We start from the raw sequence: 15,500 nt of genomic DNA on the forward strand, positions 1-15,500 counted from the left end.
ATGGCGGCCCATCCCTTGAACCTTGACAGGCATGGGCTGCGCCTGCCGATGCCTGTGTTGGCTGCACCCGCCCGTCTCTGTGCCGCCGTATTGTGCCTGCTCATCGCGTTCCAGGCACACGCGGGCTCGTTCGTCGACCTCACGGTAACCGGCCGGGTCACACCGGACGCCTGTCATATCGAGCTGACGAACGAGGGCATTGTCGATCACGGCAAGATCCCGTCCCACAGCCTCAACGTCGACGAGTTCACCGTGCTGCCCAGCCAGATGCTTGATCTGCACGTGCTGTGCGCCCGGCCCATGCTGTTTGCACTGGTGGGCATCGACAATCGTGCCGAGTCGTCACTGGCGCCCGACTACTTCTATGGGCTGGGAAGAAACATACACGCCCCTGAGGAGCGTCTCGGTTCCGTAGCGTTGTCCTATCGCGACGCCCTGGGCGACTCACAGCCGCTGCAGGTACTGGCCTCCATCAACAGCGGCGAGACCTGGTCACAAGACCCCAATGCCTACCCACGTTCCTACATGGCCTTCGCGCCGCCCGGTGACCGTCAGCCGGAGTTCATCAGCCAGTTGCTGGTCAGGCTGCAGGTGGACACGGCCATCAACTTTTCGCAGTACCTGACACTGGACCAGGAAGTTCCTCTGGACGGCTCCATCGTGCTGGATTTGCGCTACCTCTGACCCAACTATCGTCTAATGGAAACCGTCATGACCCTGACACGCTCAAACACCGCCGTCGGCCTCCTCGCCCTGCTACTGGTGCTGGGTGCTCAAGTAAAAGCCGATGGCATGGTGCCGGACACCTCAGTGGTGATCGTGCACGAAGCCGAGGGCGAAGCCGCCGTGTCGGTGACCAACACCGACAGCCAGCTCGCGCTGCTGCATGTGACTCTACTGGATATTCCAGAAGACACCGAACCGTTGCTGGTGGTGACACCGCCGCTGTCACGGGTTGAGGCGTCCAAATCCCAGCTGGTGCGGTTCATCCTGCAGAACCAGCAGCCGCTGCTTACCCAGCGGCTCAAACGCGCCGTGTTCGAAGGCATGCCGCAAGGTCGCGCCGCCACTGCCGCCGGGCATGCCCGCGTGGGCGTGACTGTGCGCCAGAACCTGCCGGTAATCGTGCACCCCAAGGGCCTGGCGCCGAACCGCACACCGTGGACCGACCTGACCTGGACCCTGCGCGACGGCCAGTTGCAGGTGCGCAATGACACGCCCTATGTGGTGCGCCTGGCGCAGGAGCTGCTGCTGTTGCCAGGTAACGGCAAAGCCATGCTGCCGCGCACCTACGTGCTGCCGGGCGAAGCCATCAGCGTACCGGCCAGCGGTGGCCAGGCCAGCACAGTCAGGCTGCAGCCGGCCACGGTGTATGGCTTTGCGGTCAAGGCCTACGACGCACCGATCACCCTCTGACGGAAAACCACAGGCGTCGCACCATCGACCGACGCCTGGATAACGAAGTGACGGCATATCGACCGTCACCAGAACGCCGGGCGCACACGGCCTGAGTGTTCACTACAAGAGTACCTTGCGTGATAACAGTATTGAGTTACCGTGACGGCGAAGCCGTGCCCGCCATCCTTGCCCGACCGCCGTTGCCGTTGGCGCTGCTGCTGTGCGCAGTGCTGTCGACCAAGGCCTGGGCCGATGATTCGAGCCCGGCCGGCTTCGACACCCAGACCTTGCATCAACGTGGCATCGACCCACAGCTGGCCAGCCTGTTGCTGGCCGCACCGCGCTTCGCCGCCGGGCGACATACCGTCCACCTGCGGGTCAACGGCGAGCGACGCGGCCGACATGATGTCAGTTTTGATCAGCAGGGCAACCTGTGCTTTGACCGGGCCTTGCTGGACGCCGCCAACCTGCAGCTGCCCAGTGAAACCGAAGGTTGCCAGGACTTCCTTGGGCAATATCCGCAAAGCCTGGTGGAGCCGGATCCGGCGACACTGACGGTATCCCTGGTGGTGCCCACCGAAGCGCTGCGCCCGGTGCGGCAGGATATTTCCGGCTACGAAACCGGCGGATTTGCCGGGTTGCTCAATTACGACCTCAGCGGCTTCTACAACCGCTTCGGCGATGACGCCAGCCGGTTCGGCTCGGCCAATACCGAGGTGGGTTTCAATGCCGGCGACTGGATCGTGCGCAGTCGCCAGGTGCAGACCTGGCAGGATGGCCTGTCACGCAGCACCCACTTGGAAGCCTATGCTCAACGCACCTTCGCCAGCCATCGGGCAGTGCTGCAGGCCGGGCAGATCAATCTGTACAACCCGGTGCTGTCCGGCGCACAGATCACCGGGGTGCAAGTGCTCACCGAACACGCCCTCCAGGAGCAGGGCCAGGGCGCGCTGATTCAAGGTATCGCCAACAGTCCCGCCCAGGTCGAAGTGCGGCAGAACGGTGCGTTGATTCACTCCACCGTGGTGCCTGCCGGCCCCTTTGCCCTGGCCGATGTGCGCAGGTTGAATACGCGCTCGGATGTCGAAGTCACGGTCAAGGAAAGTGTCGGCGGCGAACGGCGTTTTACCGTGCCGGCGGCCATGCTGGGCCTCGGGTTGCCGGCGCCGGGATACTCCGTGGCGGCGGGCCGGGTGCGTAATGTCGGCGACGCCAAAGGGGATGATCCGTGGGTGGTCAGTGCCGGCTGGACAGGCGCTCTGCATCCTCAGGTGACCCTGGGCAGCGGCGTGCTGGCGGCCAGCGAATACCGCTCGGTGGGCGCTAGCCTGGGCTGGATTCCCTGGCTGGACAGTCAGATCCAACTGTCCACGCAAGTGTCCAACACCCAGGCGCGTGAAAAAGTCTCCGGTGTGCAAACCGATCTTTCCTGGTCACAGCGCCTGAACGAACAGTGGTCATTCAGCGCCGCCAATTCCTGGCGCAGCCCCGGCTACCGCGAACTCGAAGAGAGCACCTACGAGCGCGACGACGACAGCAATCGCGCTTCACGCTACCGCGACCAGCAAAGCCTCAACCTGGGGTGGTCGCACCCAATACTGGGTGCGTTCAGCGCCGGGGTTTCGCGCTCATCCAACTTCGCCGGCGACAGCAGCAGCCGCGCATTGGCATCCTGGGGCACCAGTATTGGCGCGGTGTCTTTGTCAGCCAGCGCCGAATGGCAAATGGGCGGTATCCAGCAACAAGATAACGCGGTTTACCTCAACATCAGTGTGCCGCTGGGCGAGAGTCGCCGACTGCGCAGTTGGGTACGCAATTCCGGCGGCGAAAACCGTACGGGCCTGGGCGTGACCGAACAGATCGACGACCAGCTCAGCTACCGGGTCAGCGCCGAACATGACAGCAGCGATCATCAGGTGGAAACCACCGTCGGCGTCTCGGCGCTGCCACGCTACAGCCAGCTTGACTTCAGCTACAGCCGCTCCGATGCCGAGCGCTCCAGCTATCAAGGGGGCGCCCGCGGCGCAGTGGTGATGCACGGTGGCGGCGTGACCTTTTCTCCCTACCCGGTGCGCGACACCTTTGCCCTGGTGTCCGTCGGCGATATGAGCGGCATCAAACTCAGTACCCCCAGCGGGCCGGTCTGGACCGATTGGCAAGGCCAGGCCGTGGTGCCGCAAGTGGCCGCGTACGGGCGCAGCCCGGTGGAAGTCCAGACCCGCTCGCTGCCGCGCAATGCCGATATCAACAATGGCCTGGCAATGATCTCGGCCGGACGCGGCGCGGTGGACAGGGTCGAGTTCGGCGTCGGTCTGACCCGCCGTGTGTTGCTCACCGTCAGTCACGACGACGGCTCGCCGCTGCCTGCGGGCGCCTCCGTCAGCAGTGCCAGTGGTGAGTTTGTGACCTTGGTGCAGGACGGCAGCCAGGTCTTTCTGCCCAACGTACTGGATCAAACAACGCTGTGGATAACCACACCCCAGGGAGGCCGTTGCCAGTTGCGCTACCAACTGGCAGCCAAAGCCGACCCGTCGGTGTACTTCGAATCGGCTCCCGCACGTTGCCACGTACCTTGAGGATTTCTGTCATGCCCCTTGTAACCTGTATGCGCTCACTCTGTATGTGGCTACTGCTCGGCATCGCCGGCACGGCCCAAGCCTTGGAAGAATGCCAACTGAACGTCAGCGAAGCTCAGGTTGATTTCGGTCTGATGAACCGTCTTGCGCAACACGACGGCGCGCCGGAACGCTTGCTCGGTGAGCGCCGCCTGAGCGTGAACGTCAACTGCCCCCAGGCCGAAGACCTCAGCCTCTTCTATCGTGCGCTGGCTGCCACCCCGCAGCGCCTGCAATTTACCGAACACGGCAGCTATGCCATCGAGGTCGGCAATGCCGTGCTCGACGGTCGCGCCGTTGAATTGGGCTTGCTGACCGCTGCCGGCCAGCCCCCCGTGATGAGTGCAACGGTACTGGAGTGGCGTCCCGGGCATGGCATCGCACCGATTGAACAAGGTGCAGTGCTCATGGGCAAAAGCCTTTCGTTGCAACTGACGCTACGCGCCTGGGCCGGTGTGGCGGCAATACAAGCCAGAGACGCAACTACCTGGGAAGTCTCTGGAATGCTCTACGGCGCAAGCCACGGCCGCTACCGGGAACTGACGCTGCGCGCGCACTTTGCGCCCGTTGCTTGCCTGCCGACACTGTCGGACCACGGCGTGGTCGACTATGGCACGTTGTACGCCAAGGACCTCAGCGCCACCAACGAAACCCCCCTGCCCACCCGTACGCTGCGCCTGAACGTGAGCTGCGACGCGCCGATCCGCTTTGGCCTGCGCATGAAAGACAACCGCGACGGTTCGGCCACCGGCGGCACTGATGAAACAGCCTATGGACTGGACTTGGACGCCAGCCGTAACAAAATCGGGCGTTTTTATTTGACCATCGACCCGGGGGAATTCAGCGCCGATAGCTTTCCCACCTTGTACCGCACCGACTCCACCAGCAATGGCGTGGCGTGGAGCAGTTCCACCGCCCGGCAGATCCCCATGGCGGCCAACAGCCTGCTGGGTTTTACCGACAAGACCGGTGTCACCACCGGGCCGGTGTCCATCCAGACGCTGACCGGCACGATGCGCATCAAGACGTATCTGGCGCCCATGCAAAGCCTGGATCTGCGTGATGTCGTGCGCATCAATGGGTCCGGCACTCTCGAAATCGTCTACTTGTAGGAGTTCGCATCATGAAAAGACACCTTCTTTGCAGCCTGCTTTTATGCGGCAGCGCCCAGGCACTGGCGGCCTCCACGGTTGACCTGAGCGTCCAGGGACTGATCATTCCCGCCGCCTGCTTGCCACAACTCTCCAGCGGCGGCCTGATCGACTACGGCAAGATTGCCCAACAAGATCTGAACCTGGAGACCGCCACGCGCCTGCCTGTCAAGAACCTTCACATCGGCATTACCTGCAACGGCCCCGTGCGCTATGCCTTGCGCATGGCTGACAACCGCGACGGCTCGGCCATGGTCAACAGCGAGATTTACTACGGGTTGGGGTTCGATAACAGCGGTAACCGCCTGGGGGTCTACTCCATGACCTTCGACCCTCGGCAGACGCAGGCCAGCAACACCGCCCAGATCTACGGCACCGAATCCACCACCGGTGGCCTGGCGTGGCGAACCTCCAACCTCAACCCCATCGACATCGGCTCCAGGAGCTACCTTGGCTTCACGGACGTCGAGGGCAGCGTCAGCGGGCCCACGGCGATCGGTATCCTGGGAGGCATGGTGACGGTGCAGACCGTGATCAATGCGCGCAAGAATCTGGACTTGAGCGTGGAAACACCGCTCGATGGCTCGGCCACGCTGGAAGTGGTGTACCTCTAGACTTTCTCGCTGGTGACTTGCACATAGCGCGCACGGCCGGCGCCGAGGCCCGCGACGATGGCGCCCAGGCCGATCACGGCGAAGATCCAGCCGATAGCCGTCCAGCCGCCGGTCCAGTCATGTACCAGGCCGACCGCGAAAGGGCCGAGGGAGGCCAGGGTGTAGCCAATGCCTTGGGCCATGCTCGACAGGTTGGCCGCCACATGGGAATCGCGTGAACGCAACACGATCAGGGTCAGCGCCAGGCTGAACGTCCCGCCCTGTCCCAGGCCCAGCACAATCGCCCAACCCCACAGGCCATCCAGCGGCGCGTACAGGCACCCGAACAAGCCGCCGAGCGTCAGCAGCATCACCACCACGATCGCCAGGCGCTGGTCCTTGCCCCGCGTCGCCAGCCACGGCGCGGCCAGGGAGCTGAGCAGTTGCACGATAATCGAGCCCGACAGCGCCAACCCGGCTTCGGTCGCGCTCAGGCCGCGGCCGATCAGGATCGACGGCAACCAGCCGAACACGATGTAGGCCAGTGACGACTGCAGGCCCATGTACAGGGTGACCTGCCAGGCCAGCGGATCGCGCAATAAACCCTTCACACGATAGGCCACACGGTGGGCTCCGTGCTTCTGCCCAACCTGGGGCAACCAGACCAGGGCCGCGACCAGGGCCGGCAGGATCCAGAAGCCCAGGCCGATCTTCCAACTGTCGCCAAAGGCGTGGCTCAGTGGCACGGAGGCACCGGCCGCCATGGCGGCGCCCAAGCACAACGCCATGGTGTAGACACCGGTCATGGCGCCGGCCTGGCTGGCGAAATCGCGCTTGACGATACCCGGCAGCAACACGCCGATGATGCCAATGCTGGCACCTGCAACCAGGCTACCGAGGAACAACCCCACCTCACCGAACGAACTGCGCAGGATGATCCCCGCGGCCAGGGTCAGCAGGATGCCGAGCACCACGCGCTCGGCGCCGAAACGCCGGGCCAGCATCGGCGCGGTAGGTGCAAACAGGCCCAGGCACAGCACCGGCAAGGTGGTCAGTAAACCGGCCTTGGCGGCGGACAGGCCTAAACTGCTCGAAACCTCTGCCAGCAACGGCGACAGGCTCGACAAGGCCGGGCGCAGGTTCAAGGCCACCAACACCAGGCCCAGCAACAGCAGCCATGGCCGAACCACGCTCGGCTGCGCCTGCTGCACGCTGTCGTCGTCAGCTTCGGCGTCGATCAACAGTTCTTCGAGTTCGGTCTTGCGTGGGGCTTCAGGGTTCATTGATCAACTGCCGGCAGAGGGATTTGGCGCGGTCCGGGTCTTGTTGTTCCACCGCATCGAGTAGCGCTCCATGCAGGTCGAACACCGCCTGGCGTCGCGGTGAGCGGTTCAGGGTCTGGCGCAGCTGCGCGCCGACAATGGCGGAGAAGTAGTGGTACAGCTCGCTCAAGGCCGGGTTGTGCGCCGCATCCACCAAGTGCTGGTGGAAGATCAGGTCGGCGCTGATATAGGCCTCCAGGTCACCGTGATAACGGTCGGCGCTGAGGTCGAGCGCCTTGCGCAATGCCTCAAGGTCCGCTTCGGTACGACGCAACGCAGCCAGGCCGATGGCCTCCACTTCCAGAATCTGGCGCGTCTCCTGCGCCTGCTCCAGCGTGCAATGAGACAGCGCCCGCATTGTGCCCAGCGGGTCGGTCATCGAGCGCAGGTAACTACCATCGCCCTGGCGAATGTCGATCAAGCCAGAGAAGACCAATACCCGCATGGCTTCACGCACGGTGTTACGGCTGATACCGAGCTCGGCGGACAGTTCGGGCTCAGTGGGCAGGCGCTCGCCGATGGCCCATACGCCTTGGGAGATGCGCAGGCGCAGTTGCTCCAGCGCTTGGTCGACCAGGGAGCGTTTGATCAGCGGGGCGATGTCTGTCATGGGTTTAGCGCTTTCGTCCAATCATAGGATGAATTTTCCTACAGGCTATTCGGAGTTGCCTACAAAGGCAACGCACTAGGGTTCTCAGGCAGGAAAAGGAGCAGTATTTTCGATTGGTAAAATTACCCTTAGAGGGTAATTATTGGACTCAGGTGTCTTATGGAAAAGTACACACCTCATTACGATTTGGCCCTGATCAAGGCGGATGTCAGCGGCTTGGAAAACAAGCTTTTACCAAAACAGCACGCAACTGCGGGGAAAAGCTCGATCTGAGCATCACGCAAATGCAGGAGGTTGTTTACAAGCTAACGGGCAAGATGCTGTTTAAATCCATGACAAGTTATGGCGACCATTGCGTCTGGCAAGACGTTTATCACATTCACTCACATGGCCTGGAGATCTACATCAAGGTGACGTACCGCACGGACGGTAAACCTCCGGTGATCTCCTTCAAGGAGAGTAACCTATGAAAACAGAACAGTGCTTCAGCTGCGGCCAGCATGACGGAATGCGGCATTTTTCGGGTCGCAGCGAAACATCGGAAGTCAAAGGCTTGCACCGCCGAATCGACAACCTTTCAGGCTGGGAGTGCCAAAGTTGTGGTGAGGTGATCTTTGACCCTGAAGACGCGGACCGCTATTCAGATCACTGTGATGAGATGGTCTACAGCTTCAGACGAATGATCGGTAACGAGATAAAGCGCATTCGTCGCAAATTGCATCTTTCACAAAAGGACACTGTGCAACTGCTTTCCGGCGGCGGACATAACGCACTTTCACGTTACGAACGCGGTGAGCTGCTGGCGCCAAAATCCCTCGTCGTGCTTATGCGCTTGCTTGATCGCCACCCGCATCTGCTCGTTGATGCAAAAACCTTGAGTGAGGGTGCTGATATGCGTAACACCACGCATACAACCCACAAAGAACACGAGATCGCGACGACGCCCTGACTGAGGGCAAAAAACAAACCCGGCACCAGGCCGGGTTTATTTTTAACACTCCATCAATGCAGTATCTGGCTCAAGAACAACCGGGTCCGCTCATTCTGCGGGTTATCAAAGAAGTCATTCGGTGCCGCCTGTTCCACGATCTCGCCCTTGTCCATGAAGATCACGCGGTTGGCCACGGTGCGGGCGAAGCCCATTTCGTGGGTCACGCACAACATGGTCATGCCGTCTTCAGCCAGGCCGATCATGGTGTCCAGCACCTCTTTCACCATCTCAGGATCCAGCGCCGACGTCGGCTCATCGAACAACATGATTTTGGGCTTCATGCACAGCGCGCGGGCAATCGCCACACGCTGTTGCTGGCCACCTGAAAGCTGCCCGGGAAACTTGTGGGCCTGCTCCGGAATGCGCACGCGCTCCAGGTAATGCATGGCGATTTCCTCGGCCTTGCGCTTGGGCATCTTGCGCACCCACATCGGCGCCAGCGTGCAGTTTTGCAGGATGGTCAAATGCGGGAACAGGTTGAAGTGCTGGAACACCATACCGACTTCGCGGCGAATCGCTTCGATCTGCTTGAGGTCGTTGGTCAGCTCCACGCCATCGACCACAATGCGGCCCTGCTGGTGCTCTTCCAGGCGGTTGAGGCAGCGGATGGTGGTGGACTTGCCCGAGCCCGACGGGCCGCACAGCACGATACGCTCGCCCTGCTTGACGTTGAGGTTGATGTCTTTCAACACGTGGAATTGGCCGTACCACTTGTTGACGCCCTGCATCTGGATAATGCCTTCAGGGCTCACAGGCTGTTTGATTGCTTCGCTCATCAAAAAACTCCTAACGCTTGTGGCCAGTGTCGAGCTTGCGTTCCAGATGCATGGAATAGCGCGACATACCAAAACAGAAAATCCAGAACACCAGGGCGGCGAACACGTAGCCTTCAGTGGCCATGCCCAGCCATTTGGGGTCGGCGGCGGCTTGCTTGACGCTGTTGAGCAGGTCGAACAGGCCGATGATGATCACAAGGCTGGTGTCCTTGAACAGGGCGATGAAGGTGTTGACGATCCCTGGGATCACCATCTTCAAGGCCTGCGGCAAGATCACCAGGCCCATGCTGCGCCAGTAGCCCAGGCCCATCGCCGCAGCGGCTTCGTATTGGCCCTTGGGAATCGCCTGCAAACCACCGCGCACCACTTCGGCCACATAGGCCGACTGGAACAGGATCACACCGATCAGCGCCCGCAGCAGCTTGTCGAAGTTCATGCCTTCAGGCAGGAACAGCGGCAGCATCACCGACGACATGAACAGCACGGTGATCAACGGCACGCCGCGCCAGAACTCGATGAAGGTCACGCAGACCACCCGAATGGCGGGCATATTCGAACGCCGTCCCAGCGCCAGCACAATGCCCAGCGGCAAGGCGCCGGCGATGCCGACAGTGGCGATCACCAGGGTCAGCATCAGGCCACCCCATTGGCTGGTCGCCACATTACTCAGGCCGAACACGCCGCCGTGCAGCAAGCAGTAGGCGATGATCGGGTACAACACCAGAAAGCCCAGGCCGTAGATCGCCTTGCGTGGGAAACGCGAGATAAACAACGGCGCCACGCCCACGATGGCCAGCCACACCGTCATGTCCACGCGCCAGCGCAGGTCGACGGGGTAGTAGCCATACATGAACTGCCCGAAGCGCTGTTGGATAAACACCCAGCAGGCGCCCTCCTTGGTGCAGTCGGCGCGGGTGGTGCCCACCCAGTTGGCATCGAGGATGGCCCAGTGCAGGATCGGTGGCACCACCAGGTACACCAGGTAGATCGCCAGCAAGGTCAGCAGTGTATTGAGCCAGCTCGAGAACAAGTTGGCGCGCATCCAGGCCACCGGCCCGAAGACTTTGCTCGGCGGTGGCATGTCAGGTTTGAACGTATGCGTAGTCATGGGTGTGTCCTCACCGCTCGATCAGCGCAATGCGCTTGTTGTACCAGTTCATCAGCAGGGAAATGCTGATGCTGATCGCCAGGTACACGCTCATGGTGATGGCAATGACTTCAATGGCCTGGCCGGTCTGGTTGAGCACCGTGCCGGCAAACAGCGAAACCATTTCCGGATAACCGATACCGGCGGCCAACGACGAGTTTTTCGCCAGGTTCAGGTATTGGCTGGTCAGCGGCGGAATGATCACGCGCAGCGCTTGCGGGATGATGACCTTGCGCAGCGTCGGCCCTGGGCGCAGGCCCAGTGAACGTGCCGCTTCGGTCTGGCCATGGCTGACGGACTTGATGCCCGAGCGCACGATCTCCGCAATGAACGCCGCCGTGTACACGGTCAACGCCAGGGTCAACGCCAACAACTCAGGGATCAGCACCCAGCCACCGACGAAGTTGAAGCCAGCAAGCTTGGGCATTTCCCAATGCAATGGCGTACCGAAGATCAACACGCACAACGCCGGGATCACCACCAGCAGCGCCAGGCCCGCCCAGAATTTATGGAAGGGAACCCCCGTCGCTTCAAAGCGCTTGTTGGCCCAGCGGGTCATCAGCACGATGGCAACGATGGCGACCACCAGGCTGGTGACAAACGGCCAGAACCCGTCGGAGGCCAGTGCTGCCGGCATGTTCAGGCCACGGCTGCTGACAAAGAAGGTGTCACCGAAGTTATGGCTGTTGCGCGGCCCTGGCATGGTCAGGAACACCGCGAAGTACCAGAACAGGATCTGCAACAGCGGCGGAATATTGCGGAACACCTCCACGTACACCGTCGCCAGCTTGTTGATCATCCAGTTGGGCGACAAGCGCGCCACGCCGATGATGAAGCCGAGCAGGGTTGCCAGCACCACACCGATGACGGTCACCAGCAAAGTGTTGAGCAGGCCGATGACAAACACCCGGGCATAGCTGTCCGATTCGGTGTAGTCGATCAAGTGCTGCGCGATGCCGAAGCCGGCACTGCGCTCAAGAAAGTCGAAACCCGAGGTGATGCCCCGGTGTTGCAGGTTGGTCTGGGTGTTATGGAACAGGTACCAGCCCAGCGAGACCACCGCCACGATCGTGATGATCTGGAACAGCCACGCACGCACTTTGGGGTCGCTGAAGCTGAGCTTCTGCTTGGGTGCGCCGATTTTATTTTGCATGAAGTGCCCCGAAAATAATGGAACAGAACATCACCCGGCAGTTGGCCTACCGGGTGACAGAACCATCAGCGATCAGCGCACAGGGGGTGCGTATTGAATGCCGCCGTTGTTCCACAGGGCGTTCAGGCCACGGTCGATTTCCAGCGGCGTGCTCTTGCCCAGGTTGCGCTCGAACATCTCGCCGTAGTTACCCACTTGCTTGACGATCTGTACCACCCAGTCCTTCTTCACTTTCAGATCTTTGCCGTATTCGCCGTCGGCACCGAGCAGACGCGCAACGTCCGGGTTCTTGGTGGCCTTGGCTTCAGCCTCGACGTTCTTGGAGGTCACACCGGCCTCTTCCGCGTTGAGCATGGCGTAGCCCACCCAGCGCACGATGGCCAGCCACTCGTCATCGCCGTTACGCACGACCGGGCCCAGGGGCTCCTTGGAAATGGTTTCCGGCAGCACCACGTAGTCTTTCGGCGAGGCCAGCTTGCTGCGCTGGGCGAACAGCTGGGACTTGTCGGAAGTCAGTACGTCGCAACGCCCGGATTCCAGCGACTTGGCGCTTTCATCGGAGGTGTCGAAGGTGATCGGGGTGTATTTGAGGTTGTTGGCGCGGAAGTAGTCGGAAACGTTCAGCTCGGTGGTGGTACCGGCCTGGATGCAGATGGTTGCACCGTCCAGCTCCTTGGCGCTCTTGACGCCCAGCTTGTTGTTCACCAGAAAGCCGATGCCGTCGTAGTAGGTAATGAAGCCCGGGAATTTCAGGCCCATGCCCGCGTCGCGGGAGCTGGTCATGGTGGTGTTGCGCGACAAGATGTCGACTTCGCCTGACTGAAGCGCGGTGAAACGCTCCTTGGCGTTCAACTGGCTGAACTTGACCTTGGTGGCATCGCCAAACACGGCAGCCGCCACTGCGCGGCAATAGTCAGCGTCGATCCCGAGGATCTTGCCGCTGGCATCCGGCACCGAGAAACCCGGCAGGCCGTCACTCACACCGCACTGCACAAAGCCTTTCTTCTGCACGGCGTCCAGGGTGGCGCCCGCGTGGGCAAAACCACTGACACCCAGTACAGCCGCCGCAGAGACGATGGCCAGGGTGGATTTCAATACCTTCATTACAAACCTCCAATTGCTCTTGTTGTGTCGGAGCTCCAACCTCAGCGCACCCTTATGAGGCGATATCGACCCGTGTTGGTTTTTTTTGGGGCCAAGCAGCATGAGGTTTTTGCGGTAATTCCAGTTGCTTTCCCACAGGCGGCAGTCACTGATAGTGTTACCGTCCTAGGAGAGTTCTGACATCGAGCTACACATAGCAAGGCGCGTACCAGAGTCTTGGTCGAGTGGCTGCAACTGCGGTTACATGGCAAAAGATTCAGCCTTGCGACATTCTCTTAACAGATCAACCTGTTGCGCACCGTTCCGACGCACCTCATCGGAGCGCCCGCACATCTATGGAGCAGACATGACCGAACCCTTGATTCTTCAGCCCGCCAAGCCCGCAGACGCCTGCGTTATCTGGTTGCATGGCCTGGGCGCCGATCGCTACGACTTCCTGCCGGTGGCCGAAGCCCTGCAGGAAACCTTGCTGAGCACCCGCTTCGTTTTGCCCCAGGCGCCCACGCGCCCGGTGACCATTAATGGCGGCTACGAGATGCCGAGTTGGTACGACATCAAGGCCATGAGCCCGGCTCGTTCGATCAGCCTGGAAGAACTGGAAACGTCGGCCAAAATGGTCACCGACTTGATCGAGGCGCAACAGAGAACCGGAATAGACACCTCGCGAATTTTCCTCGCCGGTTTTTCTCAAGGTGGCGCGGTGGTCTTCCACACCGCGTTTAAGAAATGGGAGGGCCCCTTGGGCGGTGTGATCGCCCTCTCCACCTATGCGCCCACCTTCGATAATGAACTGGAATTATCCGCCAGCCAGCAACGCATCCCCACGCTGTGCCTGCACGGCCAGTACGACGAAGTGGTGCAGAACGCCATGGGCCGCAGTGCCTACGAGCATTTAAAGGGCCGTGGTGTCACCGTGACATGGCAGGAATACCCAATGGGCCACGAAGTGTTACCCCAAGAGATACACGATATAGGCACCTGGCTGACTGAACGCCTGCGCTGAATCCCGTGTTTATGTAGCCGTATGACAGACGCACTACGCCGCGCCCGATTCTTGCATTACACTGGCCGGCGTACATTCCTTAATCAATTAATGAGATGACCGTGCTCAAAGCACTCAAGAAGATGTTCGGCAAAAGCGAGGCTGAGCCGCTCGCGCCTGTTCCCAGTGCTCCTGCCCCCAAGCCCGGCAACCGCAATGACGGTCAACAGCCCGGCCGGAACGCACCCGCCGCCTCACCGAGCAAAACCACGGTGACGCCGCCTGAACAGGTAAAGCCTGCCGAGCCCGCCCCGACGCCTGTGGCCAAGCCCCGTCGCGAACGTGCGCCCAAGCCGCCCGTGACCCCCTGGAAACTCGAGGACTTCGTCGTCGAACCCCAGGAAGGCAAGACCCGCTTCCACGATTTCAAACTGGCCCCGGAACTGATGCACGCCATCCAGGACCTGGGTTTCCCGTACTGCACGCCCATCCAGGCGCAAGTGCTGGGCTTCACCCTCGCGGGCAAAGACGCCATCGGCCGCGCCCAGACCGGCACCGGCAAGACCGCCGCGTTCCTGATCTCGATCATCACCCAACTGCTGCAAACGCCGCCGCCCAAAGAGCGCTACATGGGTGAACCGCGTGCGCTGATCATCGCCCCGACCCGGGAGCTGGTGGTGCAGATCGCCAAGGACGCCGCCGACCTGACCAAGTACACCGGCCTCAACGTCATGACGTTCGTGGGCGGCATGGACTTCGACAAGCAGCTCAAGCACCTTGAAGCCCGTCACTGCGACATCCTCGTCGCCACCCCGGGCCGCCTGCTCGACTTCAACCAGCGTGGCGACGTACACCTGGACATGGTCGAAGTGATGGTGCTGGACGAAGCCGACCGCATGCTCGACATGGGCTTTATCCCGCAAGTACGCCAGATCATCCGTCAGACGCCGCCGAAAGCCGAGCGTCAGACTTTGCTGTTCTCCGCGACCTTCACCGAAGACGTGATGAACCTCGCCAAGCAGTGGACCACCGACCCGTCTATCGTCGAGATCGAAGCACTCAACGTCGCCAGCGAAAACGTCGAGCAACATATCTACGCCGTCGCCGGTGCCGACAAGTACAAGCTGCTCTACAACCTGGTCAACGACAACGGTTGGGAACGCGTGATGGTCTTCGCCAACCGCAAGGACGAGGTGCGCCGCATCGAAGAACGCCTGGTGCGCGACGGCGTCAACGCTGCGCAACTGTCGGGTGATGTACCGCAGCACAAGCGCATCAAGACCCTGGAAGGCTTTCGCGAAGGCAAGATCCGCGTGTTGGTAGCCACCGACGTGGCCGGTCGCGGTATTCACATCGACGGCATCAGCCACGTGATCAACTTCACCCTGCCGGAAGTGCCGGACGACTACGTGCACCGCATTGGCCGTACCGGGCGTGCTGGGGCTGCGGGTGTGTCGATCAGCTTTGCAGGGGAAGATGACTCGTACCAGCTGCCATCCATCGAGGCGTTGCTGGGGCGCAAGATCAGCTGTGAGACGCCGCCGACGCACTTGCTGCGGGCTGTAGAACGCAAACGCCCCTGATACCGGAATGCGATAAAAAAATGTGGGAGCTGGCTTGCCTGCGATGCAGACACCTCGGTTTTTCAGTCACGCCGA

The 15,500-nt window shown here is 61.3% G+C and carries 14 protein-coding genes and 1 pseudogene; 9 read left to right on the forward strand and 6 right to left on the reverse strand.

Translation table 11 applies throughout. The annotated features are described in order from the left end of the window. The 5 genes from AC07S6_RS21955 (at position 1) to AC07S6_RS21975 (ending at position 5,778) form a co-directional block, all read left to right on the forward strand. Entirely contained in the window at positions 1-684 is a 684-nt protein-coding gene (locus AC07S6_RS21955) for a DUF1120 domain-containing protein (protein ID WP_495113044.1), read from the forward strand. A 27-nt stretch (positions 685-711) separates the two neighbouring features. After that, positions 712-1,416: a fimbria/pilus chaperone family protein gene (locus AC07S6_RS21960; RefSeq protein WP_495113045.1), complete on the forward strand. Its 705-nt coding sequence runs from the start codon at positions 712-714 to the stop codon at positions 1,414-1,416. A 119-nt stretch (positions 1,417-1,535) separates the two neighbouring features. Continuing rightward, positions 1,536-3,974 (forward strand): fimbria/pilus outer membrane usher protein, encoded by a 2,439-nt coding sequence (locus AC07S6_RS21965; protein ID WP_495113046.1) that lies wholly within the window; start codon positions 1,536-1,538, stop codon positions 3,972-3,974. Positions 3,975-3,985: 11 nt separating this feature from the next. After that, positions 3,986-5,125, forward strand: coding sequence for a DUF1120 domain-containing protein (locus AC07S6_RS21970; protein ID WP_495113047.1), 1,140 nt, complete (start codon positions 3,986-3,988; stop codon positions 5,123-5,125). Between the two features lie 11 nt (positions 5,126-5,136). Further along, positions 5,137-5,778 carry a DUF1120 domain-containing protein gene (locus tag AC07S6_RS21975; protein ID WP_495113048.1) on the forward strand — a complete coding sequence of 214 codons (642 nt, stop codon included), beginning with the start codon at positions 5,137-5,139 and terminating at the stop codon, positions 5,776-5,778. On the opposite strand, the gene AC07S6_RS21980 is transcribed toward AC07S6_RS21975, so the two are convergent. Both AC07S6_RS21980 and AC07S6_RS21985 read right to left on the reverse strand, forming a co-directional pair. Further along, positions 5,775-7,040, reverse strand: a complete 1,266-nt coding sequence (locus AC07S6_RS21980; protein WP_014717026.1) for a CynX/NimT family MFS transporter — start codon at positions 7,038-7,040, stop codon at positions 5,775-5,777. The two genes, AC07S6_RS21975 and AC07S6_RS21980, sit on opposite strands and share 4 nt — an antisense overlap. Continuing rightward, positions 7,030-7,689: a FadR/GntR family transcriptional regulator gene (locus AC07S6_RS21985; RefSeq protein ID WP_495113049.1), complete on the reverse strand. Its 660-nt coding sequence runs from the start codon at positions 7,687-7,689 to the stop codon at positions 7,030-7,032. The genes AC07S6_RS21980 and AC07S6_RS21985 overlap by 11 nt, the downstream gene beginning before the upstream one ends. 159 nt (positions 7,690-7,848) lie before the next feature. Here AC07S6_RS21985 and AC07S6_RS21990 point away from each other — a divergent pair. Together AC07S6_RS21990 and AC07S6_RS21995 are read left to right on the forward strand one after the other, a co-directional pair. Further along, positions 7,849-8,159, forward strand: a pseudogene (locus tag AC07S6_RS21990) (type II toxin-antitoxin system MqsR family toxin). Beyond that, the gene (locus AC07S6_RS21995; protein WP_014717023.1) at positions 8,156-8,638 is read left to right on the forward strand and encodes a type II toxin-antitoxin system MqsA family antitoxin; all 483 of its coding nucleotides are present in this window, start codon (positions 8,156-8,158) and stop codon (positions 8,636-8,638) included. The pseudogene AC07S6_RS21990 and the gene AC07S6_RS21995 overlap by 4 nt, the downstream one beginning before the upstream one ends. A 53-nt stretch (positions 8,639-8,691) precedes the next feature. On the opposite strand, the gene AC07S6_RS22000 is transcribed toward AC07S6_RS21995, so the two are convergent. The 4 genes from AC07S6_RS22000 to AC07S6_RS22015 all read right to left on the reverse strand — a co-directional run bounded on the left by AC07S6_RS22000 (position 8,692) and on the right by AC07S6_RS22015 (position 12,860). Next, positions 8,692-9,456 (reverse strand): amino acid ABC transporter ATP-binding protein, encoded by a 765-nt coding sequence (locus AC07S6_RS22000; protein ID WP_003188759.1) that lies wholly within the window; start codon positions 9,454-9,456, stop codon positions 8,692-8,694. Positions 9,457-9,466: 10 nt separating this feature from the next. Next, positions 9,467-10,564, reverse strand: a complete 1,098-nt coding sequence (locus AC07S6_RS22005) for an amino acid ABC transporter permease (protein ID WP_014717022.1) — start codon at positions 10,562-10,564, stop codon at positions 9,467-9,469. 10 nt (positions 10,565-10,574) lie between these two features. Next, a complete protein-coding gene (locus AC07S6_RS22010; RefSeq protein ID WP_019817630.1) occupies positions 10,575-11,756 on the reverse strand; it encodes an amino acid ABC transporter permease in 1,182 nt (393 codons plus the stop codon). A gap of 72 nt (positions 11,757-11,828) precedes the next feature. Beyond that, positions 11,829-12,860, reverse strand: coding sequence for an amino acid ABC transporter substrate-binding protein (locus AC07S6_RS22015; RefSeq protein WP_014717020.1), 1,032 nt, complete (start codon positions 12,858-12,860; stop codon positions 11,829-11,831). 346 nt (positions 12,861-13,206) lie between these two features. Between AC07S6_RS22015 and AC07S6_RS22020 the strand changes: the two genes are divergently transcribed. Beyond that, positions 13,207-13,863: an alpha/beta hydrolase gene (locus tag AC07S6_RS22020; protein ID WP_197881440.1), complete on the forward strand. Its 657-nt coding sequence runs from the start codon at positions 13,207-13,209 to the stop codon at positions 13,861-13,863. 95 nt (positions 13,864-13,958) lie between these two features. After that, positions 13,959-15,425: an ATP-dependent RNA helicase RhlB gene (gene rhlB / locus AC07S6_RS22025; RefSeq protein WP_014717018.1), complete on the forward strand. Its 1,467-nt coding sequence runs from the start codon at positions 13,959-13,961 to the stop codon at positions 15,423-15,425. Positions 15,426-15,500: the final 75 nt, after the last annotated feature.

The organism is Pseudomonas sp. GW821-FHT07B01 (genome assembly GCF_059419065.1).

Coding starts and splice junctions, on each gene's coding strand:
- AC07S6_RS21985 (WP_495113049.1), bottom strand. CDS start 7,689: ATGACAGACATCGCCCCGCTGATCAAACGCTCCCTGGTCGACCAAGCG.
- rhlB (WP_014717018.1), top strand. CDS start 13,959: ATGACCGTGCTCAAAGCACTCAAGAAGATGTTCGGCAAAAGCGAGGCT.
- AC07S6_RS21955 (WP_495113044.1), top strand. CDS start 1: ATGGCGGCCCATCCCTTGAACCTTGACAGGCATGGGCTGCGCCTGCCG.
- AC07S6_RS22010 (WP_019817630.1), bottom strand. CDS start 11,756: ATGCAAAATAAAATCGGCGCACCCAAGCAGAAGCTCAGCTTCAGCGAC.
- AC07S6_RS21980 (WP_014717026.1), bottom strand. CDS start 7,040: ATGAACCCTGAAGCCCCACGCAAGACCGAACTCGAAGAACTGTTGATC.
- AC07S6_RS22020 (WP_197881440.1), top strand. CDS start 13,207: ATGACCGAACCCTTGATTCTTCAGCCCGCCAAGCCCGCAGACGCCTGC.
- AC07S6_RS22015 (WP_014717020.1), bottom strand. CDS start 12,860: ATGAAGGTATTGAAATCCACCCTGGCCATCGTCTCTGCGGCGGCTGTA.
- AC07S6_RS21970 (WP_495113047.1), top strand. CDS start 3,986: ATGCCCCTTGTAACCTGTATGCGCTCACTCTGTATGTGGCTACTGCTC.
- AC07S6_RS21960 (WP_495113045.1), top strand. CDS start 712: ATGACCCTGACACGCTCAAACACCGCCGTCGGCCTCCTCGCCCTGCTA.
- AC07S6_RS21995 (WP_014717023.1), top strand. CDS start 8,156: ATGAAAACAGAACAGTGCTTCAGCTGCGGCCAGCATGACGGAATGCGG.
- AC07S6_RS22005 (WP_014717022.1), bottom strand. CDS start 10,564: ATGACTACGCATACGTTCAAACCTGACATGCCACCGCCGAGCAAAGTC.
- AC07S6_RS22000 (WP_003188759.1), bottom strand. CDS start 9,456: ATGAGCGAAGCAATCAAACAGCCTGTGAGCCCTGAAGGCATTATCCAG.
- AC07S6_RS21975 (WP_495113048.1), top strand. CDS start 5,137: ATGAAAAGACACCTTCTTTGCAGCCTGCTTTTATGCGGCAGCGCCCAG.